Raw genomic sequence first — 26,796 nt, 5'->3', positions numbered from 1 at the left:
CGGTCGGGCGGCCGGTGGTTCCCAGGCCCGCAGCCGAGCCTGGGAGCACCCCGGCGGTCAGTGCTTGTCGTCGCGCCGTTCGATGGGACGGGCGGTCGAGTCGCGGAACGCGGTGCCGACCTTCTTCAGCGTGTCGTCGTCGGCGGCCGGCTTGTGACCGTCGGCGTACGTCGCGTACGCGTAGCTGATGTAGCGCCCGCGCACCGTGCTCGCGGCGAAGCCGCCGGCGTGGTCGATCTTCGGGGCGCCGGTGGCCTTCATGCCGCGGAACCACTCGTAGTGCGCCGGGTCCTGGACCTTCAGGACGGCCTTGGCGGCGGCGTCGGTCGGCATCACCGCGATGCCGGTCGTCACGGCCACCTTCTTGTCAGCCGAGACGAACGTCGCGCGGACGACCCGGCGGCAGTGCTGGCGGGTCAGCTCGGTGGCGAACGGCCCGTTGGCGGCCAGGGAGCAATGGTCGTTGATGACCGCCTTGGCCCGGGTGAACTTCTGTTTCGCCAGGGTCAGCGTCTTGGCCGGGAAGACCTCGTGGACGGTCAGCGGCTTGGGATCGGTCTTCTCGTCGCGGATGTCGACCGGCACGTGCTTGGGCTTGTGCTTGGCCTTGGTCTTCGACGGGGTCGGCGTGGGCGTCGGCCGCACCTGCGTCGGGGTCGGCGGCTGCGGGTCGGCGACCTTGTGCTCCTTCGCCGTACCGCCGGAGAGCTGCGTGACGGCCAGCGCACCGCCGCCCCCGAGTACGAGGGCGGCCACGAGTCCACCGGCCACGAGCAGCGCTCTACGGGCCCCTGAGACCCCTCCGGTGCCGCCGCCCTGGGGCGGGGGCCCGCCGGGACCGCCGGGGAACGAACCCCCGGGGCCGAGCCTGGGGATCGGACCGGTCGTGGTGGCGTGCGGGTCGTGCGGCGGCGGGTCGGGCGGCGCCTGCGGCGGCGTGCCGGGCGGCAGGATCGCGTCGGGTTCGAGCTCGGGACCCGGGGCGCTGGTCGTCGCCCCGTTCGTGGGGATCTTCAGGATGGCCACTGTTCGCTGTCCGGTCGCACCGGTAGCGGCCTCTGCCGAGGCCCCGGACGGCGGGACGTCGTCGGCCACGGTCCGTTCCGCCTCGGGGAGGTCGCCCGGAGCGGCCTCCTGCGCGGCGTTCGGCTCGTCGGTGACGGTGCGCTCGGCCTCCGGGACGGGTGGCTGCTGCGGAGGCGTCCGGCCGGTCTCGCCCGCGCCGCCGGCGAACCCCGGCGGCGGAGTGGTGTCGTACGGAGCGCCGCCGGTGTCGCCCGGGAAACCGGGCGGCGGCGTGGCGCCGTACGGGGTGCCTGATCCGGCGGGGCCGCTCGCGTCGCCTGGGACGCCGGGCGGCGGTGTGGTGCCGTACGGGCCGCTCGTGGGCGCCGAGCCGGGGAAGCCGTTCGGCGGTGGTGTGGAGGGGGTGGTGTGCCCGTCGTTCGATGCGGCGCCGTTCGTGGTGTTCTGCGGGGATGAGTCCTGCGCCGGGTGCGAGGTCGGGGTGGGCTGGTGGGCGTCCGGCGTGGGGGCGCCGGGGCGCGGGAAGGGCGGGGTCATGGTCTCCTCGGCGTCGGATGCCACCGACGATCCGGAGAAGCCCGGCATGCCCGGTCGTGTGTCGGCGGTCTGGAAAACGACTGACGGCCTCTTGGCGGCCGAGCCCTGTCCGAAGTGTGGCGGAGCGTCTGTCGGCGGTTGCGGCGGAAGCTTCGCTTCCTCCTCGTCGGGAGGAAGGAAAGTCTCGTCATGGCCAGACATGAGTCACCAGAGTATTAGGTGAGGGCAAACCTTATGCCGGTTTGCCCTCCATTGACCGATAGTTCAGGGCCGTGCGCAGATTGCTGCCGTACGTCGTGTACTTCACGAACGACTTCACGGCCGAGTAGTCGCTCGTGGCGATCTTCTTGCCGCTCGGGTACTGCACCCAGCTCATGATCAGGTAGTGGCCGTTCACCTCGGTGGTGGTCAGGGACAGGCCCTGGCCGATCTTCTTGGTGGTGCCGGTGCCCGGCAGCGCGAGGACGAACGCGTCCTTCGACTTCGACGCGGTCTGAGCCGACGTGGCCGCGGCCTGGGTCCTGAGGTTGATCACACCGATCGTGCCGATCAGCTTGCCGTTGCTGAAGGTCGCCCGCAGCACCTGGTTGCAGCCGCCCCTGGCGAGCGCCTTGCGGAACTTCGTGCCGTGCGTCGGCGGTGAGCACTTGCGCTCCGAGCGCCGTGCCGTCATGAGGTAGCGGCGGCCTCCGGCCTTGAACGACCGGTCCTTGAAGATCTCGTTCAGCGTGAGGAGCTTGGGGTCGGTCGCGCGGCTCTGGAGGCGGTCGCCGCGCCCGGTCTCGGTCGGAGACGGCGTGGGGGTCGGCGTCGGCGTGGCGGGAGGCGCCGAGGACGGAGCCGCCTCCGTCTTGGGCTTGTCGTCGCCTCCGGACGTGATCGCGAAGGCCGCGCCGCCGGCGACCACGATGACGCCCACCGCGATCGCCGCGCCGATGAGCAGCCGCTTGCGGCCGGAGCCCGAACCCGAGCCGAAGTCATCGCCCGGACCGTAGTCGCCCGGACCGCCGCCGTAGGGTTCGGCGCCCTTGTCGTAGGAGTCGTAGGAGGGGTTCGGCTCGAAGGCGTTGCCGTACGACGGGGGACGCTCGTCGCCGAACGAGGGGTCGTCGCCGAACGAGCCGCTGTAGCCACCCGCGCCACCGGCGCCGCCGCCCGGCCCGAAGCCTCCGTCTCGTGGGCCGCCGAAGGAGGGCGGACCGCCGTGTCCTGCCTGGTCGTCGCCCGGGCCGTACGGCGACGACGGCGGCTGGGAGGGGCCCCAGCCGCCGGGTTGCTGCTGATCACCCGGATAAGACATGAATGCGACCCTACCTGCTCGTATCAGGTGATCAGGGGTTTACCGGAAGCCGAAGTCCTGCGTCCACCACGGCCCTCCGGAGCCGTACTCGACGCCGATTCCGACCGCCTTCAGGCTGCAGTTCAGGATGTTCGCCCGGTGTCCGGGGCTCTTCATCCAGCCCGCCACGACCGCCTGGGCTGTGGCGTATCCCATGGCGATGTTCTCGGCGCCGGGCCGGCTGTAGCCGGCCGCCTTGATCCGGTCCCACGGGGTCCTGCCGTCCGGTGAGTTGTGCTCGAAGTAGCGCCGTACGCGCATGTCCTTCGAGTGGGCCCGCGCCGCGGTGCGCAGGTGCGCGTCGACGTGGAGCGCGGAGCAGCCGTGCTTGGCCCGCTGCCGGTTCGTCAGCTGTACGGCGAGGTTCTCGGCCGCGACGTTCTTGGCCGGGGCGCCCGCGGAGCCGGCGTTCACCGTGGCCGAGGGCTTCTTCTTCGGCTTGACGACCTTGGCGGCGGGACGGTGGCTGGGCGTGTGCTTACGGGAGGGGGTGTGCGAGGGGGCCGGGGTGGTCGGCCGGACGGCCGAGCCCTCCGGGCTGGGGACCACGGCCGCGTCCTGCGCGGGCTGGTCGCCGGTTACGGAGTGCGCCGTCATGTAGCGGTTCGCCGCGAAGCCTGTCGCGACGAAGAACGCGATCGCCAGGATCACGAACGCCTGGACCTTGCGCTTGATGGGGATCGAACGCTTGGCGGACAGGGGGTCCTCCAGGGGGCTGCGGAGGTGCAGCACTATAGAGGTGCTAACCACCATCGAGCGCGCCGTTCTGGAGTAATTCCTGCAGTATGCTGTAAAAAGGACGAACGCATGATCGTCCGAAGCGATGGCAGGAGGCGGCGGAAGCCGCCCGCTTTGACCCGCACGTCAGTGGGCCGGTATCCTGCCAGTTCGTTGTGTGCGTCAGCGTGCCCGTTCTTCGGGTCGCTTGACCATGCGGGCCAGTGACGGACGTCGCCCGTCCCGCCGGCCCGGTCTCTGTTGTCAGACACGAAACGAAGGCTTACGACCGTGCGCACCTACACCCCTAAGCCCGCTGACGTCGAACGTCAGTGGCACGTCATCGACGCGACCGATGTCGTGCTGGGTCGGCTGGCCAGCCAGGTCGCGACGTTGCTTCGGGGTAAGCACAAGCCGATCTACGCGCCACACCTCGACACCGGCGACTTCGTGATCATCGTCAACGCCGACAAGGTGGCGCTGTCGGGTAAGAAGCTGGAGCAGAAGAAGGCCTACCGCCACTCGGGCTACCCCGGTGGTCTCCGCTCCGTGACCTACTCCGACCTGATGGCGAAGCACCCCGAGCGCGCCGTCGAAAAGGCGATCAAGGGCATGCTGCCCAAGAACTCGCTCGGCCGGAAGATGTTCGGGAAGCTCAAGGTCTACGCCGGTCCCGAGCACCCGCACCAGGCGCAGCAGCCGGTGCCCTACGACATCAAGCAGATCGCGCAGTAGACGCGCGCCGTCGAGATCGAAATCTGAGGAGTCCCGTGGCTGAGTCCACCGGTATCGAGACGCCCCTCGAGGGCGCCGACTATGAAGAGTACGTGGGGGACTACACCTCCGAGTCCGCTGAGGTCCTCGTCGAGGAGACCCCCCGTCCGGTGCTGACCGGCCCGGCCGCGGGCACCGGCCGTCGCAAGGAGGCGATCGCGCGCGTGCGCATCGTCCCCGGCAGTGGAAAGTGGACGATCAACGGTCGTCCCCTCGACGCCTACTTCCCCAACAAGGTCCACCAGCAGGTCGTGAACGAGCCCTTCGTCACGCTCGGCCTCGAGGACCAGTTCGACGTGATCGCGCGGGTCAACGGCGGCGGCGTGACCGGCCAGGCCGGCGCCCTGCGCCTGGGAATCGCCCGCGCGCTGCAGCTCGTCGACCCCGACAACCGCCCGCCCCTCAAGAAGGCCGGCTTCCTCACCCGTGACGCGCGGGCCAAGGAGCGGAAGAAGTACGGCCTCAAGAAGGCGCGCAAGGCTCCGCAGTACAGCAAGCGTTGATCGACCCTGTGCGGCGACCCGCCGGCCCGGTACGCCCGGGTGGAGGGCGCCGCACAGGACTTCGGCGGTTCCGTGGGTTCGCGGGACCGCCGATCGCTTTGTTCGAGGGCCGGCGGGCCGGTCCGCCACGCGCGACCTTGGGGTGTTAGCAGTGTCACGTCTGTTCGGAACCGATGGCGTCCGGGGGGTCGCGAACCGTGACCTGACCGCCCGGCTCGCGCTGGACCTGTCGGTGGCCGCCGCCCGCGTCCTCGGCGAGGCCGGTGCGTTCGAGGGCCATCGGCCCGTCGCGGTCGTGGGCCGCGACCCGCGCGCCTCGGGCGAGTTCCTCGAGGCCGCCGTCGTGGCCGGGCTCGCCTCCGCCGGCGTCGACGTCCTCCGCCTGGGCGTGCTGCCGACGCCCGCCGTCGCGTACCTCACCCAGTCGCTCGGCGCCGACCTCGGCGTCATGCTGTCGGCCTCCCACAACCCCGCGCCCGACAACGGCATCAAGTTCTTCGGCCGCGGCGGGCACAAACTCGCCGACCAGATCGAGGACCAGATCGAGGCGCACCTCGGCGAGGAGTGGTGCGGCCCGACCGGCCCCGGCGTGGGCCGCGTACGCGACGCGCAGGGTGAGGTCGAGAGCTACATCGCGCACCTGCTGTCGACGCTGCCCCGCTCGCTGGACGGCCTCCGCGTCGTGGTCGACTGTGCGCACGGCGCCGCGTCCGGGGTCTCCCCCGAGGCGATGCGCCGCGCCGGCGCCAATGTGGTCGCCATCGGCGCCTCCCCGGACGGCCTGAACATCAACGACGGCTACGGCTCCACCCACCTGGACGCGCTGTGCCGCGCCGTGGTCGAGCACGGCGCCGACGTCGGCATCGCCCACGACGGCGACGCCGACCGCTGCCTCGCGGTCACCGCCACGGGCGAGCCGATCGACGGCGACCAGATCATGGCCATCCTCGCGGTCGAACTGCGGGAGGCCGGCCGGCTGCCCGGCGACACCGTCGTCGCGACGGTCATGTCCAACCTCGGCTTCAAGATTGCCATGCGCGACGAGGGCCTCAACGTCGTCGAGACGACGGTCGGCGACCGCTACGTCCTGGAGGCCATGAAGTCCGGGGGCTACGCCTTCGGCGGCGAGCAGTCCGGCCACGTGATCATGCTGGACCACGCGACCACGGGAGACGGCCTGCTGACCGGCCTGCACCTGCTCGCCACCGTCGCGGGCCGCGGCCGCCCGCTCGACGAACTCGCCAAGGTGATGACCCGCCTCCCGCAGGTGCTCATCAACGTCAAGAACGTCGACAAGTCCCGCGCCAAGACCTCGCCGGAGCTGAGGGCGGCGGTCGAGACCGCCGAGGCGGAACTCGGCGACACGGGACGCGTCCTGATCCGCCCGAGCGGCACCGAGCCGATGGTCCGCGTCATGGTCGAGGCCACCCGCGAAGATCAGGCCCGCACCCTGGCCGAACGCCTCGCCGAGGTCGTCCGCACCGCCCTGTAGCCCGGATGGGCGGCGCACTTTCCGCCGGGTGGCTCTCCCGGTGGCGATCGCAGGTCGATGCCGCGCTCAGCACGATGCTGAGCACGTTCGAGGAGAAGTACGGCTATCCGCCGGGCACCAACGAGGTCAGATCCCCGGACACCGGCGACCGGAGTGCGGCCGCGGAGCTCGCCCGCGAGCAGCTGACCCCCGCCGATCTGGTCACCTTCTACCGATCCATCGGCGAGGTCGTCCTGGCGGACGTCGGTAACGCGTGCTTCTTCCACCCGGCCGGCCTCGTACTCGATCACCTGCGCGCCGACGGCCCCGTACCGCACGGCGGTGCGGACGACGCGCGGGGCACGGTGATCGCCTCGGACGGCGGAGGCATCATGTTCGCCGTCGACGCCGAAGGAGCCGTCCACCGCTCCCGTGCGGCGTCCACCGAGAGCGGGTTCGACGAGGTGACGGACGGTGTCCAGGAGTTCCTCGACCTGATCCGTCGTTCCGTGGTGCGTTTCGCCGACACCGGTAAGCCCGGCTATCTCTAGAGCGCACCGGAGTCCGGGTGCCGTGCTCAGGGCGCGCCATCGCGGGTCGAGCGGATCCACTCCGCGATGCTCGGTGCCTCGCTCGGGTACTTCACCGCGAACTCGCTGTCGACGATCAGGCCGTCCCACCTGTCGCCCGTTATCCGGCCCTCCTCCCGCATCTCGGTGATGCGGGCGACGGCACCCTCGACGGCCGGGGCATCGGGTTCGGCGGCGTACAGCCGGTCGGTGAGACGGCCGAGGTCGGTGGACCACAACCGGTCCAGGAGCTCGGAGGCGAGCGGCTTGCGGAAGACGCTCCTCGCGACAGCGGCATCGACCGAGGTCACAGGTGCTTGTCCGCCTCCGTGCCGAGTCGGCGATGCATGCTAGTCGGCGCCGGTGATCGAGAGGGTGCGGAGCTTCCAGCCGGCGACGGTGACGCCGAGGACGGTCAGCACGATCAGCAGGGGTACGGCGGTGGAGGTGTGCACCTCGGAGGTGACCGAGGTCGCGTTCGTCGCCAGGTCGGTGATCGTGACCGACCACTGCCGGATGGACAGCGTGCGGACGCCCGAGGCGTACCGGCCAATGAGGTTCTCCCAGACCAGGGCGTAGATCAGGCCGATCGTCACGGCGAACCGGCTCATCACCGCGAGCGCCACGAACAGCGCGCAGTACGCGATGCCGCCCACCAGCGCGCCCAGGGCGAAGCCGCTCGCCAGGCCCGCCGTCAGGCCGTTCATGATGAGGCCGGAGACGAAGATCGGCACGACGCCGAAGCCGACGACCAGGATCACCGCGACCAGGTACTTGGTGGTCGAGATGACCGGCCGGGCGATCGGCTTGGTCATGATGTACATGATCTGGCCGTCGTCGATCTCCGGGCCGATCACGCCCGTGCCGGCGAGCAGTGCCAGCAGCGGCAGCAGCGCGCCCAGCCCGAACTGCGTCAGCAGGGCCGCCGCGGTGTCGAGGTCGGCGTTGCCGGTGATCCGCAGGCCGATGCTGAGCAGCAGCAGGACGGCCGGGAGAATGAACAGGAGAAGCGCGCGGCGCCGCCCGAGCATGCCGCGAAAAGTGATGTACGCGATGGTGTTCATGCATCCTCGTTCATCGGCTGGCCGGCGTGAAACCCTGGCCTTGCAGCTGGGTGGGAACGCCGCTCCCTCCTCGGAATGTCGGTGGTGGTGTTTAGCGTCGTGGCATGCGATTTCGGCTTCAGCCCACGCCCGTTCAGGAGGTGGCGTTGCTGGAGCATTGCGCGCATGCCCGGTTTGTATGGAATCTGGCGGTGAAGCAGCATCTGCATTGGCGGCCGGGGCGGGCAAGTGCGCCGGGGTATGGCGAACAGGCCCGTCAGTTGACCGAGGCCAGGAGAGAGTTCGTGTGGCTGGCGGCGGGGTCTCAGACGGTGCAGCAGCAGGCGTTGCGGGATTTCGCTCAGGCCATGGCGAATTTCTTCGCTGGGACGCATCGGCGTCCGAGGTGGCGTAAGGCGGGCGTGCCTGCGCCGGGTGTGAACGTGCGGGCCAAAGCGGGACTCAACCGTTCCATTCACGCGGCCGGATGGGGCTTTCTGGCGAGGCGTCTGGAACAGAAGGCCGCCGGTCGGGTCGAGAAGATCGATCCCGCGTTTACGTCTCAGACCTGTCATGTTTGTGGGCATCGCGCAGCGGCGAACCGTGAGAGCCAAGCGGTCTTTCGCTGTCGGGCCTGCAAGCATATCGATCACGCGGATGTGAACGCGGCCAAGAACATCGCGGCAGGACGTGCCGTGACAGCGCGGGGAGCCCTCCAGCCATGGGGCGGGGCCGTGAACCGCGAACCTCAACCTGTTCTCTCCTCTGTGTAGGGGGATCGGGTTGGAATCCCCCGCCTTCAGGCGGGGGAGGGCGTCAAGAGGAGACCAGGTAGGAGAAGACGCTTTCGAGGGACTCGTCGGCCGGGGAGACCTCCCACAGCCGGATGCCGGCGCCACGGGCCACCTGCGGCAGCAGCAGGGTGAACCGCCGGAAGTCGACGGCCTCCACCTCCAGGCCGGCCGAGGTGAGCTCGACGCCGCGGGTCGAATCGTCGGCGATCAGCGCGGCCGCCAGGCGGCGGTCGTCGCTGGAGCGGATGGCGAACATGTGCGGCCGGTCGGTCATCAGCCGCCGGATCGCGCGGAAGTCGCCGGAGGCGGCGTGCCGTCCCGCGACGATGACCTCGATGTGGTTCGCGAGCCGCTCGACCTCCTCCAGGATGTGCGAGCTGAACAGCACCGTACGGCCCTCGGCGGCCATCTTGCGGATGAGGTCCATGAGCTGGAGCCGCTGGCGCGGGTCCATGCCGTTGAACGGCTCGTCGAGCAGCAGGACCGCCGGGTCGTGTACGAGCGCCGACGCCATCTTGACGCGCTGGCGCATCCCCTTGGAGTAGGTGCCGATGGCCCGGTCGGCCGGCGGCAGCATCTCCACCATCGCGAGGGCACGGTCGGCGGCGGCGACCGGGTCGGGCAGCTTGTGCAGCTTGGCCATCGAACGGACGAACTGCCTGCCGGTGAGGAAGTCGTAGGCGGACTCGCGTTCGGGCACCAGCCCGATGTGGCGGTAGACCGAGGGGTTCTTCCAGATCCGCTGCCCGTCGATGCCGACCTGGCCGTTGGAGGGCGCGAGGAACCCGCCCATCATGTGGATGAGCGTCGACTTGCCCGCGCCGTTCGGGCCGAGCAGGCCGGTCACCCCCGGGCCGATGGTCATCGACACGCCGTTGACCGCGACCACGTTGCCGTACCACCGGGAGACGTCCCGGAGCTCCAGGACACTCACGATGCCTTCCTCTCGTCGGTGGGCCGGCCGGTCATTGCGCACCCGCCCTGCGGAACCGCTGGTACAGGATCGCGAGTCCGCCCACGACGACGGCCACGCACACGAGCGCGAACACCGGGCCGCCGAGGCCGGACGGCGGCGGCTCCGGGGAGGACGACTTGGCCCCCAGCGCCCAGACCTGCACGTCGTCCACGAGGTTGAAGGGCGTGAACATGCCCGCCCAGCGGGCGACTCCGAACTTGGTCTGGGTTTCGGCGATGCCCTGGATCGAGCCGACCGCGGCGGTGCTGATGAGGTACACCGCCATCACCGCGGTCACTCCGAAGCCGCGGCGCGGCGTGAAGGCGGCCACGACCAGGCCGATCGCGGCGAGCACCAGAGCGAACATCAGGCAGCCCACCACGGCGCCGGCCCAGTCGAGCGTGTGGGTGCCCAGGTGCTTCTGCTTGGTGGCGAGCGCGCCGATGAACAGGATCGTGACCGGCGTGCCCAGCAGGATGAACAGCGCCGTGGTCAGCGCGCCGTACTTGGCCAGCACGTAGTCCAGGCGCGACAGCGGGCGGGAGAAGTACAGCGGCGTGACATGGAACCGCAGGTCGCGCGAGGCGAGTACCGGCGCCTGCGCCGCCAGGAAGATCGCGATCAGCGGCTGGAGGTAGACGGCGTAGGCCGAGTAGCGGATCAGGTTGACGGGCTGGCCGTTGCCGAGCGAGGAGGCCAGTGCCGTGATCGCGACACTGATGGCCGCGGGCAGCAACATGATCGTGAACAGCAGGAACGGCATGATCTTGGCCTTGGCCGGCCGCCCCAGCCCGTACGCCGCGCGCAGGTTGTGCGTGAACAGGGAGCGGACGGCGTACGCGCGGCCGAGCCGCGGGCCGTCGTAGTGCCGGTAGCCGATGTCGTGGATGACGCTCGTCATGAGGAGAACACCTCTTCGATGCGGTGACGGCGGTTCTCCATGCGTACGAGGGCCAGGCCGAGGTCGGCGACGCAGTCGCGCACGAGGTCGTACGTCGTCTCGTCGGCGATGTCGATGAGCAGGCCCCGTCCGTCGGGGTGGACGCGCAGCCCGGCCTGGGCCAGGCGGTGGCCGAGCCGGTCGCGGCCGGCGGCCTCATCGTCGAGCTCGACCGCGAGAACGCCGCTGGCCTGGGTGAACGCGGTGACCGCCTGCGACCGCAGCAGCCGGCCGCCGTCGATGATGACCAGGTGCTGGGCGACGCGTTCGAGCTCGCCGAGGAGGTGGGAGGTGACCAGGACGCTGATGCCGAACTGGGTGCCGATGCGCCGGATGAGCGCGAGCATCTCGTCCCGTCCGGCCGGGTCGAGGCCGTTGGTGGGTTCGTCGAGGAAGACGAGCTTCGGGTCGTGCACGAGGGCCTGGGCGAGCTTGACCCGCTGGCGCATGCCGGTGGAGTAACCACCGATCGGCCGGTAGCGCTCCTCGTACAGGCCGACGTGGCGGAGGGTATCGGCGGCGCGTTCGCGCGCGGCGGTGGCCGGCAGCCCGGACACGCGCGCGACGTGCACGATGAACTCGGTGGCGGAGACGTCGGGCGGGAGGCAGTCGTTCTCGGGCATGTAGCCGACCAGCTCACGGATCTTCAGCGACTCGCGGACCGTGTCGAGTCCGAGCACGCTCGCCTGCCCGCGGGTCGGGGGGATGAGCCCGAGCAGGATCTTGATGAGGGTCGACTTGCCCGCGCCGTTGGCCCCGACCAGCCCGACGACGCCGGGCTCGATGTCGATGGTCAGCTCGTCCAGGGCGAGCACGCCGGGGAACTGCTTGCCGAGCCCCCGGGTGGCGATGATGGACATGCGCCGAACTTAGTGGACCGTCGTGGTCGCGTCGTCACCCTTGGGCGGTACTCGCCACCAGCCGAAGGGATGAGAACTCCCCCCTACCGAAGCCGGATGCCCGCTGAGAACGCGCTGCACGCGGGCCGGGTCATCACCGGCCCGCCCTTCCATTCCGCGGTGCTCGCGGCAGGGGACCGGCCGTCGGCGATTGGAGAATAAAGCCGTATATTCCGGGCATAGCTTCGCCAAAAAATCCTGGACGGTGGGGATATGTCAGTACGGCGACGGGTGGGCGTGCAGGTCACCTCAATGGTCGTCTCCGTGTTCGTCGCGGCCGGATGCGCCAGCAATGTCAGGCTGTCCGGGGACGGCCCGTCGAGTTCGGCCTCGGGTAAGTCATCCAAAAAGGGCGGCAAGGGCAAGGAGGGGACGGCGCGGAAGGAGCTCGCCGGGCTCAAGGAGGGCAAACCGGACTCCATGAGCGGGTACAGCCGGGATGAGTTCGGCCCCGCCTGGAAGGACGTCGACCACAACGGCTGCGACACCCGCAACGACATCCTCTCCCGCGACCTGGACGACGTGAAGAAACGCAACGAGTGCGTCGTCATCGCCGGGACGCTGGACGACCCGTACACGGGCAAGCAGATCACCTTCGCCAAGGCGCACGCCACGATGGTGCAGATCGACCACATCTTCCCGCTGGGGCTCGCCTGGCGGATGGGTGCGGACCACTGGACCGAGGAAAAGCGGACCGAACTGGCCAACGACCGCGACAACCTCCTGGCGGTCTGGGGACGGCCCAACGAGCAGAAGAGCGACAAGGGCCCGTCGGAATGGCAGCCGCAGAAGTCCTTCCAGTGCACGTACGCGGAGAAGTTCGTCGCCGTGGCCGATGAGTATCACCTGACGGTGACGCAGGCGGACCACGACGAACTGAGCGACATGCTCGACACCTGCTGAGTTCGCCCGGAAAGGCCCTGCTCGGTGCCAGTACGGTGAGACATGGCCGTGCTGAGGGTAGCGATCCTCGGCGTTTCCTTAACCCTTCTGTGCTCCTGCGCCGCCTCGCCCGACCGGCGGCGAGAAGGCGCCGCCGCCTCACCGCCGGCGGAGAAGACCGGGCCCGCCCCGGTCTCGACCGCATGGACGCCCGTCCCCGCTCCCGGAGCGCCCGCCGACGAGGCGCTGGTCGGGATCTCCGCGACCGGCGCCGAGGACGCGTGGGCCGTCGGCCACGAGAAGGCGGCCGAGGGCGACGTCGGTGAGACGGTCCTGCTGCACTGGGACGGCGGCCGATGGCGCGAGGCGCCGGGAGCCGCCGACGACCGCCTCGCCACAGCGATCGCCGCCGTGGCGCCCAAGGACGTGTGGGTGGTCGGCGCGGACGGCCCGGGCCCTGCGTTCGCCTCGCACTGGGACGGGACGCGCTGGACCGTCCGGCGTCCTTTCGGCACACGGGAGCACGCCCTCCCGACGGACGTGAGCGCGACGGGAGGCAAGGCCTGGTTCGCCGGATCCGGGCCGATTCGTGCTCCGAAACGACGATGCCTGACCGGCCTGGTCATTCCGGAGAAACGGAGAGCGCCCCCGCCAGGCGCTCTCCGTTTCTTCTCCGTGATGGGCTCTTATGCGGCCTGCCCGTGCGTCCGCCGCGCCGTCCTCGACCGTCCCTTGCTCGAAACGCCCAGCAGACGGGCGAGGACCCGGAAGGGCAGCAGAAGTACGTTGGCCACCGTCGCGAGGACGGTACGGAGTGCTGCGATGATGCGGCTCGCCATCGGTCCCTCCCTTCACTGTCCGTTGGGGGAGGTGTATACCCGGTGAACGCGTTTTATTCGGCGAGCGACAAAAGGCTGGTGACCGTGTTCCAGTTGCGCATCGTGGCGGTGACCTTCAGGCGCCGCCCGAGCGCGACCGGCAGTTTCGCGCGGCCGATGCCGTTCGGCAGCCGGAGGTAGATCTCGCGCTCGCCGGCGCGCATCTCTTCGGGGGCGAATCGCCCCAGGTCGAAGCCGGAAAGCCAATCCTGGCGCGGTGGTTCGGCCAGAAACCAGACGGTGGACTTCGCCGGGTCGTCGACCTCCAGCGGGTTGCGCTCGACCACGTCGCGCAGCTCCTCCGCGGTCCGCAGGATCACCTCGGTCGTCAGCCCCAGCTCGGCGGCGAGCCGCTCCTCGACCGACGCCGCCACCCGCTCCGGCCGCGTCTCGGCAGCGGTGAAGACCGCGTTGCCGCTCTGCAGGTACGTCCGCACGTCGGCGTACCCGAGGCCGACCAGCAGACCGCGCAGGTCGGCCATGGAGACCTTCTTGTGGCTGCCAAGGTTCACCGCGCGCAGCAGCGCCACGTATCGCGTCACAACGTCGCTTACTACTCCATCGCGGCGGAATTCGCCAGACCGCCCCCCTGGTCAACCCCGGCTCCGGCGCTGGCGAACTCGCCGGGAAGGCCCGTACGGTGAGCAGGTGTCGGGGTCTCGACCGGCCGCGATCCGGCTGACTCTGGCGGTGACTTGAGATGCCTACGCTGGCGATCTTGATCGGGTTGCAGGCGTCGGGGAAGACGACGTTCTACCGGCAGGTGCTGTCGGCCGCGTACGTGCACGTCTCCAAGGACGATTTCCCCAATGCGCGGCGGCGGCAGGCGCGGCAGATGCGCCTGGTGGAAGAGGCGCTGACGGCGGGCCGGGACGTCGCCGTCGACAACACCAACCCTTCGCCCGAGGAGTGGGCGCCGCTGATCGGCGCCGCGCGGAGACACGGCGCCACGGTCGTGGGGTACTGGTTCGGCCCTGACCTCGCCGGTTCGCTGGAGCGCAACGCGGTGCGCGCCGGGAAAACCCGGGTGCCCGAGGTCGGCATCTATGCGACCCTCAAACGCCTGCGCCACCCGCGGCGTGCGGACGGGTTCGACGAGTTGTACGCGGTCCGGTTCGACGGCGCGGGAGGTTTCGACGTCCGGCCGTTGGCCGAGGAGGCGGAGACATGAAGGGCAAGGACCTGGAGACCCGCATGCGGTCGTTGGAGTGGTTCCACTCCCTCGCGGTGCTGCCAGGTGCCTGGATCATCATTCGGGTGGACGGGCGCAGCTTCTCCCGGTTCACCGAGAGCCGCTTCGACAAGCCGTTCGACGAGAGATTCTCCGCATTCATGATCGAGACGGCGCGGACCCTGCTGACCGAGTTCGGTGGCTGCTACGCGTACACCGAGAGCGATGAGATCTCCGTGCTGCTGAAGCCGTCGTTCGACCTGTTCGACCGTGAGGTCGAGAAGCTGGTGTCGATCTCCGCGAGCGTTGCCACCGCTGCCTTCACGCACGCCGTAGGGCAACCCGCCCACTTCGACAGTCGCGTGTGGATGGGCTCCGCCGTGCAGGACGTCGTCGACTACTTCTCCTGGCGGCAGACCGACGCGGCGCGCTGCGCGCTCAACGGCTGGTGCTATTGGACGCTGCGCCGCGAGGGCCGGTCCAGGCGGGAGGCCACCCGGATGCTGAAGAACTCCGATGTCGCCGCCAAGAACGAACTTCTTTTCGCCCGCGGGGTGAACTTCAACGACGTGCCGACGTGGCAGCGCCGTGGAGTCGGGCTGTGGTGGGAGACCTTCGAGCGGCCGGGACACGACCCGGTCCGGGGCGTCGACGTGACCGCCACCCGGCGGCGGGTCCACGTCGAAAAAGATCTCCCGATGAAGGACGACTACCGGACACTCGTTCAGCGACTGACCGCCTGACTCGGCTCCAGCCGTGACGGTTCGGCCTATCTCAATGGGCTCGGAGCACGGCGGCCATCTCTTCGAGAGAGACCGAACCCGACGATGACCTCCTGCTCGTCGCATCGGAGCTGCTACTCCACGGTCACGGACTTGGCGAGGTTGCGGGGCTGGTCGACGTCGTGGCCGCGGGCGGTGGCGAGTTCGCAGGCGAACACCTGGAGCGGCACGGTCGCCACCAGCGGCTGCAGCAGGGTCGGGACGGCCGGTACGCGGATGAGCGTGTCGGCGTACGGCACGACCGCGTCGTCCCCGTCCTCGGCGATCACGATCGTACGGGCGCCGCGAGCGCGGATCTCCTGGATGTTGGAGACGATCTTGTCGTGCAGGATCGGGCGGGCGCGCGACGGCACGATGACCACGACCGGCAGGTTCTGTTCGATCAGGGCGATCGGGCCGTGCTTCAGCTCGCCTGCGGCGAAGCCCTCCGCGTGCATGTAGGCGAGCTCCTTGAGCTTGAGCGCGCCCTCCAGCGCCACCGGGAAGCCCACGTGCCGGCCCAGGAACAGCACGCAGCGCTCACCGGCCAGCGACCGGGCCAGCTCGCGTACCGGCTCGACGGTCTCCAGGACCTGCTCCACCTTCTGCGGCATCGTGCCCAGCAGCTGGATCATCGCGAACACCTCGTCGCCCCACTTGGTCCCGCGCACCTGCGCCAGGTAGAGGGCGATCAGGTAGACGGCGACGAGCTGGGTGAGGAACGCCTTGGTCGAGGCGACGGCGATCTCCGGCCCGGCGTGTGTGTACAGCACGCCGTCGCACTCGCGCGGGATGGTCGAGCCGTTGACGTTGCAGATGCCGAGGACGCTGGCGCGCTGCTCGCGGGCGTGGCGGACCGCCATGAGCGTGTCCATCGTCTCGCCGGACTGGGAGATCGCGATGACCAGCGTCGAGCGCGTCAGGATCGGGTCGCGGTAGCGGAACTCGCTGGCCAGCTCGACCTCGCACGGGAGCTGGGTCCAGTGCTCGATGGCGTACTTGGCGATCAGCCCGGCGTGGTACGCCGTGCCGCACGCGACGATGATGATCTTGTCGATGTCGCGCAGCTCGTCGTCGGTGAGGCGCATCTCGTCGAGGCTGAGCCGGCCGTCGGTGCCGATGCGGCCGAGCAGCGTTTCGGCGACCGCGCGCGGCTGCTCGGCGATCTCCTTGAGCATGAAGTAGTCGTGGCCGCCCTTCTCCGCGGCGGACACGTCCCAGTCGACGTGGTACTCCTTCACCTCGGCCGGCCTGCCGTCGAAGCCGGTGACCGTGACGCCCGACGGCCGCAGCTCGACGACCTGGTCCTGGCCCAGCTCGATCGCGTCGCGGGTGTGCGCGATGAAGGCCGCGACGTCGCTGGCCAGGAAGTTCTCTCCGGCGCCGACGCCGACGACCAGGGGAGAGTTGCGACGGGCGCCGACCACCAGGTCCGGCTCGCCGGAGTACACGGCGACGAGCGTGAACGCGCCTTCGAGGCGCAGGCAGACCCGGCGCATCGCGTCGGCCAGGCTCGCGCCCTTGGCGACCTCCTCCTCGAGCAGGTGGGCGACGGCCTCGGTGTCGGTGTCGGAGGACAACTCGTGGCCGCGGCGTTCGAGTTCGAGGCGGAGCGCGGCGAAGTTCTCGATGATGCCGTTGTGCACGACGGCGACGGCGCCGGTGCAGTCGGTGTGCGGATGGGCGTTGCGGTCGTTCGGCGGCCCGTGGGTGGCCCAGCGGGTGTGCCCGATACCCGAAACGCCGGTCTCCGTACGCTCACCTGAACCGCCCGCGTCCGTACGGCCGGCGCTCCCGGCCTCCTCGCCGCCGGGCGGGACGGTGCCCGCGAGTGCCTCACGCAGGTTGGCCAGCTTTCCGGCGCGCTTGGTCACCGTCAGCTTGCCGTCGGCGGAGATGGCCGTGCCCGCCGAGTCATACCCGCGGTACTCCAACCGGGAGAGGCCCTCGATGACGACGTCGAGCGCCGGCTGCGAGCCGACGTACCCCACGATTCCGCACATGCGGGCCACAGTAATGGCTCCAGGTGAACGGGTAGACCACCGCCGCGCCAACTCTCCGCCCGCCCCGGCCGACGCGGGCGAGACGGTCGGCCTGACCCGGGCCTGTCGCCGAGCGTAACTCTGTCGTAACACTGTAAATGGCCGCAATTCGCTAGGGTCCACGTCATGACGAGCATCGGGGGCAATTCCCCCAGCCCGTATGTCGAGCTCGACCGTGAGGCATGGCGTGCCCTACGTGCCGGTACGCCGTTGTCCCTCACTCCCGCCGATCTGGAGGAGATCCGCGGGCTCGGCGACCCCATCGACCTCGACGAGGTCGAGGACGTCTACCTGCCGTTGTCGCGGCTGCTGCGGCTGTTCGTCGCGGGCGACGGCCGGCTGCGCGACACCGTCAGCACCTTCCTCGGCGAGCCGGTCGCCCCCACCCCGTACATCATCGGCATCGCCGGCAGTGTGGCCGTGGGCAAGTCGACGGTCTCCCGCCTGCTGCGCGTGCTCCTCGCCCGTGGCCCGGGAGACCCGAGGGTGGAGCTGGTCAGCACGGACGGTTTCCTCTATCCGAACGCCGTCCTGGCCGAACGCGGCCTGATGCAGCGCAAGGGCTTCCCGGAGTCCTACGACCGGCGCGCGCTGCTGAAGTTCGTCTCGGAGGTCAAGGCCGGCGTGCCCGAGGTGTCCATGCCGGTGTACGAGGCGCTGCGGTACGACATCGTGCCGGACGCCCGGCAGGTCGTACGGCGGCCGGACATCCTCATCGTGGAGGGGCTCAACGTGCTGCAGAGCGCCCGGCCGGGCGGCCTGGCCCTGGCGGACCTGTTCGACTTCTCCATCTACGTCGACGCGCGGGTCGACGACATCCGCCAGTGGTACATCGACCGCTTCTTCGCCCTGCGCCGTACGATCTTCACCGACGAGCGCTCCTACTTCCACCCGTACGCGCAGGTCGACGGGGACGAGGCGGCGGCGCAGGCGGAGCGTTTCTGGCGCGACATCAACGAGGTCAACCTCGTGGCCAACATCCTGCCCACCCGCGCCCGCGCCACTCTCGTCCTGAACAAGGACCGCGACCACCGCGTCCGCCGCGTACGGCTGCGGCGCATCTGACGCGGCTCAGCCCCGCCGCCGGAGCGGCGGCAGGGCGCAACACGCGCCCACGGCCGCCGCGCCGGCCAGAGCCACGCACGTGACCGTCAGAGCGTGCCCGGTCGGCGGTGCGACGCTGAGGAACAGCGTGCCGAACGTCGCGACGCCCACGACCTGGCCGAGCTGGTTCGTCATCGCGAGCAGCCCGCTGGCGTCCGCCGCGTCCGTCACGGCCACGTGGGTGAGCGCGACCACCAGCAGCGGACAGAACGCCGCACCGAGGCCGAGCCCGGCCAGGCCCATCGCGACCTCCAGCCCGGCACCGCCCGACGCGAAGACCGCGAGTCCCAGGTAGCCGATCCCGGCCACGACCAGCCCGGCCGGCGTCATCGGGCGGTGCCACCGGGCGGGTACGCGCCGCCAGTTGAGGCTGGACAGCGCGAAGCCGCCCGCTCCCGGGATGAAGTACAGCCCGGCCCGCAGCGGGCTGTACCCGAGACCGCCCTGCAGGTGCAGGGCCAGGCCGAACAGGAACCCGCTGAAGGTGCACATGCACAGGAAGATCGTGACGAGTCCCGAGCGCATGCCGGGCGCGCCCGCCACCCGGCCGGGGACCAGGGGCGAGGACGCGCGTCGCTGTGCCGCCACGAACAGGGCGAACACGACGACGCCGCCGCCGAGCATCAGCCACCCCCACAGCGGCCAGTTCTCCTCGTGGCCGAGCACGAGTGGCACCACGAACAGCAGCGTCGCCGCCGAGAGGCTCACCAGCCCCGGCAGGTCCAGGCCCCGGCCCTGCTCGCCACGGTCGCCGGGCAGCGTACGGGCGCCGGCGGCCAGCAGCACGACGCCGATCGGGACGTTCACCAGGAAGACCGGGCGCCAGCCGGTGCCGAACAGGTCGGCGCTGACGACAAGCCCGCCGGCGACCTGGCCGACGACCGTGCCACCGGCCAGCACCGCCCCGTACACGCTGAGCGCGCGGGCCCGCGCCGCGCCGGCGAAGTTGCGCTGGATCAGGCTCATGACCTGCGGCACCAACAGCGCCGCGCCCGCCCCCTGGACGAAGCGGAAACCGATGAGCGCGCCGGTGCCCCCGGCCAGGCCGCAGGCCAGCGACGCGGCCGTGAAGACCGCGAGGCCCGCCTGGAAGGCGGCGCGGTGCCCCAGCCGGTCGCCGAGGCGGGCACCGGTGATGAGCAGAACGGCATAGGCGATGGTGTAGCCGGCGATGACGAGTTGCAGCCCGGCGCCGGACGCGTGGAGATCGGTACGGATGGTCGGCGCGGCGACGTTGACGACCGAGACGTCGAGGACCGCCATGAACTGGCCGACCAGAACGATCGTGAGGAGCCGGCCGAGCCGGACCGGCGGACGTGCCGCCGGTGCGCTGAGGGTGATCTGGGCCATGCGCAGCAGCCTGCGGCCGTGCTGGTGAGAGTGCTGAGAGCCCGGTGATACTGGTGTTGACAGCACCTGGCACGCGCTCGCCGCACCGGCGAGGGTGGAGTGGTGACCGTGACGACCGCCGGCCGATCAACGTGAGCGTCCAGGTGCTGGAGGCGATCGCCCGCACCCTGCGCCTCGACCAGGCCGAGCGTGAGCATCTGTTTCGGCTCGCGGACGTCCCCGTGCCGCATCCGCGGGACGGGCACGGCCGGCTGGAGCCGCAGGTGCAGGCCGTGCTCGACGGCCTGGCCGACCTGCCGGCCGCCGTGGTCAACAGCCGGTACGACGTGCTCGCGTGGAACGCCCCGTACGTCGCGATGTGGCCGGGTATCGCCGCCGGGCACAACCACCGCAACCTGCTCTGGGCGGGGTTCATGGTCCCCGCCTGCTGTAGCACGTTCGTGAACCGCGACCAAGAACTCCCCCAGATGGTCGCGACGTTCCGCGCGTCGTACGGCCGTCACCTCGGCGAACCCGCCTGGACCGAGTTCGTCGCGCGCCTGTCCGCCGCCAGCCCGGACTTCGCCGAGCTGTGGGCCGCGCACGACGTCGGCACGCCGACGACGAGGGTCAAGGTCTTCCGGCACGCCGCGGTGGGCGAGGTACGCCTGTCGGTGGTCAACTTCGCGGTCGTGGCCACGCCGGAGACACGTATGTCGGTCTACACGCCGGTCGACGACGAGAGCCGCGAGCGCGTGGACTGGCTGATCGCGCACCCGGACGCCCCGGCCGCCGACCACACGCACGCGCCCGTCCACTGACGCCGCTCTCGCGCGACGGCCACGGACGTTAATCTGAATCGGTGATCGTCGGAGTGGGGATCGACGTCGTGGACATCGCGCGGTTCGCGGGGTCCCTCGAACGCACGCCCGGCCTCGCCGTCCGGCTGTTCACCGAGTCGGAACGGGGGCTGCACCCGCGCTCCCTCGCCGCGCGTTTCGCGGCCAAGGAGGCCCTGGCCAAGGCGCTGGGCGCGCCGCGCGGACTCAAGTGGACCGACGCCGAGGTGCGCAGGGCGTCCGACGGACGTCCCAGCCTGCACGTCGAGGGCACCGTCGCCGCCGCGGCGACGCGTCTCGGCGTCGACTCCTGGCACGTCTCGCTCAGCCACGACGGCGGTGTGGCCGTCGCGGTGGTGATCGCCGAGCACACCGACCGACGAGAGGGGACGTGAGCATGCGGTACGCGCACGAGGTGGAGAAGGTTCGCGCCGCCGAACGCGCCCTGATGGCCCGGCTGCCCGAGGGCGCGCTCATGCGCCGCGCCGCGGCCGGGCTCGCCTCCGTCAGCGCCGGGCTGCTGCGCATCGGGCGGGCGGGGGTCACCGGCCCGGGTGAAGGCGTGTACGGCGCGGAGGTCGTGCTGCTCGTCGGCAGCGGTGACAACGGCGGCGACGCACTGTACGCCGGCGAGCGGCTGGCCCGCCGCGGCGCGCGGGTCACCGCGATCCTGGCCGGCTCCAAGACCCACGAGGGCGGCCTGGCGGCGCTGCGTTCGGCGGGGGGACGCGCCGTCGAGGCGGACGACGGCGACCGGCCGGTGCGCGCGATCGAGGCCGCGGACCTGATCATCGACGGAATGCTCGGCATCGGCGGCCGTGGCGGGCTCCGTGAGCCGTACGCGACCCTGGCCGGGCACGCCTCGCGCGCCATCGCCACCATCGTGGCGTGCGACCTGCCCAGCGGCGTCGACGCCGACACCGGCGTGGTGAGCGGCGCGGCCGTCCGCGCCGACGTGACGGTGACGTTCGGCACGTACAAGCCGGGCCTCTTCGTGGATCCGGGGGCCGAGCACGCCGGCGTGGTGGAGCTGGTCGACATCGGGCTCGGTCCGTACCTGAACGACCCGGACGCGTGCCTGCCGCAGGCGGCCGACGTCGACCTGTGGATCCCCCGGCCGGAGCGGGAGTCCAACAAGTACCGCCGCGGTGTCCCCGGCGTGCTCGCGGGGAGTGAGACCTTCACCGGCGCCGCGGTGCTGTCGGTCGGCGGTGCCGTACGCGGCGGCGCCGGCATGGTGCGCTTCGCCTCGGCGCGGCACTCGGTCGAGCTCGTCCGGCACCACTGGCCGGAGGCGGTGACCAGCGTGGTCGACGACTCCCTGAGCGGCGTCGGGCGGGTCAACGCCTGGGTCGCCGGGCCCGGCATGGGTACCGACGAGCGGGCCGAGGCGCTGCTGAGCGAGGTGCTCTCCACCGAGCTGCCGGTGCTGGTCGACGCCGACGGGCTCACCGTCCTGACCCGCCGCCGCGACCTGCTGTGGCGCACCGCGCCGACCGTGCTCACTCCGCACGCCGGCGAACTCGCCCGGCTGCTGGGCACCGAGGCGGACCACGTCGAGGCCCGGCGGCTGGAGCACGTGCGCCGGGCCGCCGAGGAGCTCAACGCGACCGTGCTGCTCAAGGGCTCCACCACGGTCATCGCCGAGGTCGGCCGGCCGGTACGCGTGAACCCCACCGGCACCGCGCGCCTCGCCACCGCGGGCAGCGGCGACGTGCTGTCCGGCCTGATCGGCGTGTTCCTGGCCGGCGGGGCGTCCGCGATCGACGCGGCGGCGGCCGGCGCGTACCTCCACGGCCTCGCCGGACGGCTCGCCGCCGCCGGTCCCGAGCCCGGCTCCGACGCGGAGGCGCCGATCAGCGCCCAGGACGTCGTCGAGGCGCTCCCCGCCGCCTTCCGTACGCTCGGCGGCTGAGCTTTCCCGGCGCGCCCGTCGCCGATGGCCTGGGCAAGCGTCCGGCGCTGCCACACTTGTCGCATGAGCGTTACCACCGCGGCCTACATCGATCTTGCCGCGATCAGGCGCAACGTCGAACTGCTGCGAGAGAGCGTCTCGGGTGCCGCGCTGATGGCGGTCGTCAAGGCGGACGGGTACGGCCACGGGATCATCCCGGCCGCACGCGCCGCGCTGGCGGGCGGAGCGTCCTGGCTGGGCGTCGCCACCCTGGATGAGGCGCTGACCCTGCGGCGCGCGGGCATCGACGTGCCGGCGATGTGCTGGCTGTACGCGCCCGGCGAGCGGTTCGACGACGCCGTCGCCGGAGGCGTCGACCTGTCGGCCACCTCGGTCGGGCAGGTGGAGGAGATCACCCAGGCCGCCGCCCGGGTCGGACGGCAGGTCAGGCTGCACCTGAAGGCCGACACCGGGCTGGGCCGCAGCGGCGCGACCCCGGCCGACTGGCCCGCGCTGGTCGACGCGGCGCTGCGGGCCCAGGCCGAGGGCCTCGCGGCGGTCGTCGGGCTCTGGTCCCACCTGGCCTGCGCGGACGAGCCGGGCCACCCCTCGATCGCCGCCCAGCTCCGGGAGTTCGACGACGCGGTCGAGTTCGCCGAGAAGGCCGGCGTACGGCCCGAGGTGCGCCACATCGCGAACTCCGCCGCCACGCTGACCCTCCCCGAGGCCCGCTACGACCTCGTACGGCCCGGCATCGCGGTCTACGGCCTGGACCCGATCCCCTCACTCGGGCCCGCGGCCCGCCTGGGCCTGCGTCCGGCGATGACGCTGACCGGGCGGCTGGCGCTGGTCAAGCGGGTCGGCGCCGGGCAGGGCGTGTCGTACGGTCACCGGTACACCACCCCGGCGGAGACGACGCTCGGTCTGGTGCCGCTGGGGTATGCCGACGGCATCCCGCGGCACGGCACGAACCTCCTGGAGGTATGGGCGGCGGGCCGGCGGCGGCGCATCGCCGGCACCGTGTGCATGGACCAGTTCGTCATCGACGTCGGCGACGACGAGATCCGCGCGGGCGACGAGGTGATCCTCTTCGGGCCGGGCGACCGCGGCGAGCCCACCGCGCAGGAGTGGGCGGAGATGCTCGGCACGATCTCATATGAGATCGTCACCAGAATCGGAGCCCGGGTCCCCCGTACCTACGAAGAGGCCGAATGAACAAGAAGCGAGCCGGCCTGATCGGTGCCGCGATCGGCACCGCCGGTGCCATCGGTGTCGGCGCGGTCGTCGGAGCGCGCCGCTACGCCGTCGGACGCGAGCGGCTGCGTCCCGACCCCGACCGGTACGAACGGTTCGGTGAGCTGCGCGGTCGCCCCCAGACCGTCATGGCCAGTGACGGAGTGCCTCTCCACGTCGAGGTCGACGGGCCGGACGACGCCGCCCTCACGGTGGTCTTCAGCCACGGCTACTGCCTGACCCAGGACTCCTGGCACTTCCAGCGGCGCGACCTGGCCCGCCTCGACGACGTGCGGATGGTCTTCTGGGACCAGCGCAGCCACGGCCGTTCGGGACGCAGCGACCTCACCCACGCCACCATCGACCAGTGCGGCGACGACCTGCTCGCGGTGATCGAGGCCACCACGTCACCGGGCGCGCCGGTCGTGCTGGTCGGTCACTCCATGGGCGGCATGACGATCATGGCGCTGGCCGACCGGCACCCGGAGCTGTTCGGCTCTCGCATCGTCGGGGTGGCCCTGGTCAACACCTCCTCGGGCCAGCTGGCCGAGCTGACGCTGGGCCTGCCGGAGCTGTTCGGCAAGCTGTTCCGGCGCGCCGTGCCGGGCGTCGTGCGCGGCATCGGCAAGCGCGGCGCGCTGGTCGACCGGGGCCGCCGCATCGGCGCCGACGTGGCCTTCGTGATCACCCGTCGCATCGCGTTCGCCGACCGTGAGGTGAGCCCGTCGATCGTGGAGTTCGTCGAACGCATGATCGCCTCCACGCCCACCGACGTGATCGCGGAGTTCTACCCGACGCTCGCCGAGCTCGACAAGCTGGAGGCGCTCGGGGTGCTTCGCGACCTCCCCGCCGTGATCGTGATCGGCGACGACGACCGGCTGACCCCGCCCGCCCACGGACGGGCCATCGCCGCGGCGCTGCCGGACGCCGAACTGATCGAGGTGAGTGAGGGCGGCCACGTGGTGATGCTCGAACACCCCGAGATCGTCACCGACGCCATCGCCGAGTTGGTCGGCCGCGTCCGGCCGGCGGCCGAGGAGCGTTCGGCGTGAGCGAGCGGCGTGAGCGAACCGGCCCCGTGGTCACGGAGGGCGCATGAGCACGCCCGCCTTCCACGTCCCGACCGAGAGAGAGATGCGCGACCTGGGCCGCCGGCTGGCCGGCCTGCTGCGCGCCGGCGACCTCGTCCTGCTGTCCGGCCCGCTCGGGGCGGGCAAGACGACGCTGACGCAGGGCCTGGGCGACGGCCTGAAGGTCCGCGGCCCGATCACCTCACCGACCTTCGTGATCGCGCGCGTGCATCCGTCGCTGGCGGGCGGCCCCGCGCTCGTGCACGCCGACGCGTACCGCCTCGGCGGCCTGGACGAGCTGGACGACCTCGACCTGGACCTGCAGGACGCGATCACCGTGGTCGAGTGGGGCGGCGGCATCGCCGAGGGCCTGTCCGACGACCGCCTGGAGATCGCCATCGAACGCGGCGAGACCGACGAGCGCACGGTCACGCTGGCCGGCGTCGGCCGCCGGTGGGAGAACCTCGGCGACCACCCGCTCTGACGGGCCGCGTCGCTCGCTACGTGAGCCGGTCCTGCCACGGGTGCGAGCCGAAGCAGTGCGACAGGGCTTCGCTCAGCCAGCGCCGGCGCGCCGCGTCCAGGAGGGGCAGGACCGCGAGGAGATCGATCTCGTCTTTGCGCCGCGGGTCCTTGGCCTTGTAGAACAGCTGGATCTCGGGCGCGAGACAGGGGATGCCGTCCGGCCCGGTCGTCCCGATGTCGGCCAGGGGGCGCCGGATGGCGGGATCGCGGCGAGACACCCAGTCTTCGCCGTTCGTCTCGTCCAGCATCACCTGGAGACGCCACGGTTCGCCGGGTCCCGGGCGGCACCAGATGTCGTGGACGGCGGGCGGCAGCACCTCGGTGGGCTCCCAGGGACGCAGGACGCCCGGTGGATCGGCGGCCCAGCACTCCCAGCCGCGCAGCGCGTCGTGCAGGTGGAGCTGGTCCGGGCGCAGCATCATCACGTCGATGTCCCCGTGGTCGCGGACGCGATGGCCGACGGCGAGTTCGATGGCGTACCCGCCGGCGATCCACCACCGGCACGGCATCGCGGAGAACAGCGTGGCGACCTGGGCGGGCGTCGCGGGCTTCCAGCGCCCGTACGGCACGACGATCGACTCCATCGTTCCCCCTCGGTCACCCGCGTGACTCCTTCACCACGCTGCGCTCGCGCGTGAACGCTCACGGCGAGCCTCATACCAAATTCGGGACCCTCGATCGATCAGAATTACGATCTTGTCGTACTCTCTTCCCTTAAATCTCATCTCCCGGCAAAGCACGCGAATGGGAAATGAGGGAGGGGAGACCCGGTGAGCGGTCGTCGTCGTGCCGTCCGGCCGGCCAGACGGCGTGGCCGCCTGGTCGCCGCCGCCTGTGCGGCCGTGTCCGTCGTCGGGGTTTCCGGCGCCGTCGCCTGGGTCACCGTCGGCCGGGACCACGCCCACCAGCCGCACTCGCGGGACGCGGGTGCCGCGAGCTCGCCCATGAGCACCGGCCAGGGATCCGAACGCGACGCCGTGCCCAGTGCCTGCGACACGCTCAGCAAGAGCGTCGCCGACGAACTCGCGCCCGGCGCCGACCGCAGCGCGACCGTCGCCACCCAGTCCGACGAGCACAGCGAGTGCGCCTGGAGCCGGTACGGCTCGCGCACCCGCCAGCTGAGCGTCGAACTGCGCGCCATCGCCGCGGGCGGCGGCACGTCGGCCACCGACACCGCGATCCGCACCTTCTCCGACGAGTGGCGCGCCGACCGCGACGGCAAGGATCTGGCGGACGGCGTCAAGGTACGGGACAGCCGTGGCGTGAGCGGCGTGGGAGAACAGGCCTACGTCGTGTACACGGTCGACGCCGGCGCCGCGATCGGGGAGGCCGTCGCCAACGCCCGGCTCGCCAACGTACTGATCACCGTGCACTACTCCGGCGGCGACCACCTCAACGCCGCGGGCACCCCTCTGTCGTCCAAGTCCGCGGGCGACGGCGCCCTGGAGGCCGCACGCGACATCGTCTCCAAACTCGAGTCTCACTCGTAACTCGCAGTGGC

At 71.1% G+C, this 26,796-nt stretch carries 29 protein-coding genes; 17 read left to right on the top strand and 12 right to left on the bottom strand.

Features of this window, described 5'->3' with window-relative positions; genetic code table 11:
* Positions 1-57: 57 nt before the first annotated feature.
* The 3 genes from ABEA10_RS02150 to ABEA10_RS02140 form a co-directional block, all read right to left on the bottom strand.
* Positions 58-1,587 carry a hypothetical protein gene (locus tag ABEA10_RS02150; RefSeq protein ID WP_345456619.1) on the bottom strand — a complete coding sequence of 510 codons (1,530 nt, stop codon included), beginning with the start codon at positions 1,585-1,587 and terminating at the stop codon, positions 58-60.
* 208 nt (positions 1,588-1,795) lie between these two features.
* Positions 1,796-2,863, bottom strand: coding sequence for a flagellar basal body-associated FliL family protein (locus ABEA10_RS02145; RefSeq protein WP_345456617.1), 1,068 nt, complete (start codon positions 2,861-2,863; stop codon positions 1,796-1,798).
* Positions 2,864-2,902: 39 nt separating this feature from the next.
* A complete protein-coding gene (locus tag ABEA10_RS02140; protein ID WP_345456614.1) occupies positions 2,903-3,655 on the bottom strand; it encodes a CAP domain-containing protein in 753 nt (250 codons plus the stop codon).
* 255 nt (positions 3,656-3,910) lie between these two features.
* Here ABEA10_RS02140 and rplM point away from each other — a divergent pair, with 255 nt between their 5' ends.
* The 4 genes from rplM to ABEA10_RS02120 all read left to right on the top strand — a co-directional run bounded on the left by rplM (position 3,911) and on the right by ABEA10_RS02120 (position 6,918).
* Complete coding sequence (rplM, locus tag ABEA10_RS02135) at positions 3,911-4,354, top strand: 50S ribosomal protein L13 (protein WP_345456611.1); 444 nt, start codon at positions 3,911-3,913, stop codon at positions 4,352-4,354.
* A gap of 35 nt (positions 4,355-4,389) precedes the next feature.
* A complete protein-coding gene (gene rpsI / locus ABEA10_RS02130; protein WP_329250713.1) occupies positions 4,390-4,896 on the top strand; it encodes a 30S ribosomal protein S9 in 507 nt (168 codons plus the stop codon).
* Between the two features lie 151 nt (positions 4,897-5,047).
* Positions 5,048-6,388: a phosphoglucosamine mutase gene (gene glmM, locus ABEA10_RS02125; RefSeq protein ID WP_345456603.1), complete on the top strand. Its 1,341-nt coding sequence runs from the start codon at positions 5,048-5,050 to the stop codon at positions 6,386-6,388.
* Positions 6,389-6,393: 5 nt separating this feature from the next.
* Positions 6,394-6,918 (top strand): hypothetical protein, encoded by a 525-nt coding sequence (locus ABEA10_RS02120; RefSeq protein WP_345456600.1) that lies wholly within the window; start codon positions 6,394-6,396, stop codon positions 6,916-6,918.
* 26 nt (positions 6,919-6,944) lie between these two features.
* Here the strand turns inward: ABEA10_RS02120 and ABEA10_RS02115 are convergent, their stop codons facing one another.
* Together ABEA10_RS02115 and ABEA10_RS02110 are read right to left on the bottom strand one after the other, a co-directional pair.
* A complete protein-coding gene (locus ABEA10_RS02115; protein ID WP_345456597.1) occupies positions 6,945-7,247 on the bottom strand; it encodes a hypothetical protein in 303 nt (100 codons plus the stop codon).
* 39 nt (positions 7,248-7,286) lie between these two features.
* Positions 7,287-8,000 (bottom strand): ABC transporter permease, encoded by a 714-nt coding sequence (locus tag ABEA10_RS02110; protein WP_345456594.1) that lies wholly within the window; start codon positions 7,998-8,000, stop codon positions 7,287-7,289.
* 104 nt (positions 8,001-8,104) lie between these two features.
* On the opposite strand from ABEA10_RS02110, the gene ABEA10_RS02105 reads away from it, so the two are divergent.
* A complete protein-coding gene (locus ABEA10_RS02105) occupies positions 8,105-8,752 on the top strand; it encodes an RNA-guided endonuclease InsQ/TnpB family protein (RefSeq protein ID WP_345456591.1) in 648 nt (215 codons plus the stop codon).
* Between the two features lie 43 nt (positions 8,753-8,795).
* On the opposite strand, the gene ABEA10_RS02100 is transcribed toward ABEA10_RS02105, so the two are convergent.
* The 3 genes from ABEA10_RS02100 to ABEA10_RS02090 are packed head-to-tail and all read right to left on the bottom strand — an operon-like array spanning position 8,796 to position 11,528.
* Positions 8,796-9,707, bottom strand: a complete 912-nt coding sequence (locus ABEA10_RS02100; protein ID WP_345456588.1) for an ABC transporter ATP-binding protein — start codon at positions 9,705-9,707, stop codon at positions 8,796-8,798.
* Between the two features lie 31 nt (positions 9,708-9,738).
* Positions 9,739-10,629 carry an ABC transporter permease gene (locus ABEA10_RS02095; RefSeq protein ID WP_345456585.1) on the bottom strand — a complete coding sequence of 297 codons (891 nt, stop codon included), beginning with the start codon at positions 10,627-10,629 and terminating at the stop codon, positions 9,739-9,741.
* Positions 10,626-11,528, bottom strand: a complete 903-nt coding sequence (locus ABEA10_RS02090) for an ABC transporter ATP-binding protein (RefSeq protein WP_345456582.1) — start codon at positions 11,526-11,528, stop codon at positions 10,626-10,628. Before ABEA10_RS02090 ends, ABEA10_RS02095 begins: the two co-directional genes overlap by 4 nt.
* Positions 11,529-11,780: 252 nt before the next feature.
* Here ABEA10_RS02090 and ABEA10_RS02085 point away from each other — a divergent pair, with 252 nt between their 5' ends.
* Together ABEA10_RS02085 and ABEA10_RS02080 are read left to right on the top strand one after the other, a co-directional pair.
* On the top strand, positions 11,781-12,470 hold the full coding sequence (locus ABEA10_RS02085) for an HNH endonuclease family protein (RefSeq protein ID WP_345456579.1): 690 nt from the start codon (positions 11,781-11,783) through the stop codon (positions 12,468-12,470).
* Positions 12,471-12,512: 42 nt separating this feature from the next.
* The gene (locus ABEA10_RS02080) at positions 12,513-13,334 is read left to right on the top strand and encodes a beta propeller repeat protein (RefSeq protein WP_345456576.1); all 822 of its coding nucleotides are present in this window, start codon (positions 12,513-12,515) and stop codon (positions 13,332-13,334) included.
* 7 nt (positions 13,335-13,341) lie between these two features.
* Here the strand turns inward: ABEA10_RS02080 and ABEA10_RS02075 are convergent, their stop codons facing one another.
* Positions 13,342-13,869: a DUF1697 domain-containing protein gene (locus tag ABEA10_RS02075; RefSeq protein ID WP_345456573.1), complete on the bottom strand. Its 528-nt coding sequence runs from the start codon at positions 13,867-13,869 to the stop codon at positions 13,342-13,344.
* A gap of 176 nt (positions 13,870-14,045) precedes the next feature.
* Between ABEA10_RS02075 and ABEA10_RS02070 the strand changes: the two genes are divergently transcribed.
* Together ABEA10_RS02070 and ABEA10_RS02065 are read left to right on the top strand one after the other, a co-directional pair.
* Positions 14,046-14,498 carry an AAA family ATPase gene (locus ABEA10_RS02070; RefSeq protein WP_345456570.1) on the top strand — a complete coding sequence of 151 codons (453 nt, stop codon included), beginning with the start codon at positions 14,046-14,048 and terminating at the stop codon, positions 14,496-14,498.
* On the top strand, positions 14,495-15,241 hold the full coding sequence (locus ABEA10_RS02065) for a tRNA(His) guanylyltransferase Thg1 family protein (RefSeq protein ID WP_345456567.1): 747 nt from the start codon (positions 14,495-14,497) through the stop codon (positions 15,239-15,241). The genes ABEA10_RS02070 and ABEA10_RS02065 overlap by 4 nt, the downstream gene beginning before the upstream one ends.
* A 113-nt stretch (positions 15,242-15,354) precedes the next feature.
* Here ABEA10_RS02065 and glmS read toward each other — a convergent pair whose 3' ends face one another.
* Complete coding sequence (gene glmS, locus ABEA10_RS02060; protein ID WP_345456565.1) at positions 15,355-17,262, bottom strand: glutamine--fructose-6-phosphate transaminase (isomerizing); 1,908 nt, start codon at positions 17,260-17,262, stop codon at positions 15,355-15,357.
* Between the two features lie 165 nt (positions 17,263-17,427).
* Here glmS and coaA point away from each other — a divergent pair, with 165 nt between their 5' ends.
* Positions 17,428-18,366 (top strand): type I pantothenate kinase, encoded by a 939-nt coding sequence (coaA, locus tag ABEA10_RS02055; RefSeq protein WP_345456563.1) that lies wholly within the window; start codon positions 17,428-17,430, stop codon positions 18,364-18,366.
* Between the two features lie 6 nt (positions 18,367-18,372).
* On the opposite strand, the gene ABEA10_RS02050 is transcribed toward coaA, so the two are convergent.
* The gene (locus ABEA10_RS02050; protein ID WP_345456560.1) at positions 18,373-19,755 is read right to left on the bottom strand and encodes an MFS transporter; all 1,383 of its coding nucleotides are present in this window, start codon (positions 19,753-19,755) and stop codon (positions 18,373-18,375) included.
* A 53-nt stretch (positions 19,756-19,808) separates the two neighbouring features.
* Here ABEA10_RS02050 and ABEA10_RS02045 point away from each other — a divergent pair, with 53 nt between their 5' ends.
* The 6 genes from ABEA10_RS02045 (at position 19,809) to tsaE (ending at position 25,254) form a co-directional block, all read left to right on the top strand.
* Positions 19,809-20,555 carry an MmyB family transcriptional regulator gene (locus ABEA10_RS02045; protein ID WP_345456558.1) on the top strand — a complete coding sequence of 249 codons (747 nt, stop codon included), beginning with the start codon at positions 19,809-19,811 and terminating at the stop codon, positions 20,553-20,555.
* A gap of 41 nt (positions 20,556-20,596) precedes the next feature.
* The gene (locus ABEA10_RS02040; protein WP_345456555.1) at positions 20,597-20,968 is read left to right on the top strand and encodes a holo-ACP synthase; all 372 of its coding nucleotides are present in this window, start codon (positions 20,597-20,599) and stop codon (positions 20,966-20,968) included.
* 2 nt (positions 20,969-20,970) lie between these two features.
* Entirely contained in the window at positions 20,971-22,488 is a 1,518-nt protein-coding gene (locus ABEA10_RS02035; RefSeq protein WP_345458036.1) for an NAD(P)H-hydrate dehydratase, read from the top strand.
* Positions 22,489-22,551: 63 nt separating this feature from the next.
* On the top strand, positions 22,552-23,682 hold the full coding sequence (gene alr, locus ABEA10_RS02030; protein WP_345456552.1) for an alanine racemase: 1,131 nt from the start codon (positions 22,552-22,554) through the stop codon (positions 23,680-23,682).
* The gene (locus ABEA10_RS02025) at positions 23,679-24,752 is read left to right on the top strand and encodes an alpha/beta fold hydrolase (protein ID WP_345456549.1); all 1,074 of its coding nucleotides are present in this window, start codon (positions 23,679-23,681) and stop codon (positions 24,750-24,752) included. Before alr ends, ABEA10_RS02025 begins: the two co-directional genes overlap by 4 nt.
* A 43-nt stretch (positions 24,753-24,795) precedes the next feature.
* On the top strand, positions 24,796-25,254 hold the full coding sequence (tsaE, locus tag ABEA10_RS02020) for a tRNA (adenosine(37)-N6)-threonylcarbamoyltransferase complex ATPase subunit type 1 TsaE (protein WP_345456546.1): 459 nt from the start codon (positions 24,796-24,798) through the stop codon (positions 25,252-25,254).
* Positions 25,255-25,270: 16 nt separating this feature from the next.
* Here the strand turns inward: tsaE and ABEA10_RS02015 are convergent, their stop codons facing one another.
* Positions 25,271-25,879, bottom strand: a complete 609-nt coding sequence (locus ABEA10_RS02015) for a nucleotidyltransferase domain-containing protein (protein ID WP_345456543.1) — start codon at positions 25,877-25,879, stop codon at positions 25,271-25,273.
* A gap of 186 nt (positions 25,880-26,065) precedes the next feature.
* Here ABEA10_RS02015 and ABEA10_RS02010 point away from each other — a divergent pair, with 186 nt between their 5' ends.
* On the top strand, positions 26,066-26,785 hold the full coding sequence (locus ABEA10_RS02010; protein WP_345456540.1) for a hypothetical protein: 720 nt from the start codon (positions 26,066-26,068) through the stop codon (positions 26,783-26,785).
* Positions 26,786-26,796: the final 11 nt, after the last annotated feature.

It is taken from the genome of Actinoallomurus oryzae, assembly GCF_039541955.1.
GTDB lineage: Bacteria > Actinomycetota > Actinomycetes > Streptosporangiales > Streptosporangiaceae > Actinoallomurus > Actinoallomurus oryzae.
The sequence above is the reverse complement of the archived record's forward strand: the minus strand, read 5'-3'. Positions and strand labels throughout refer to the sequence as shown.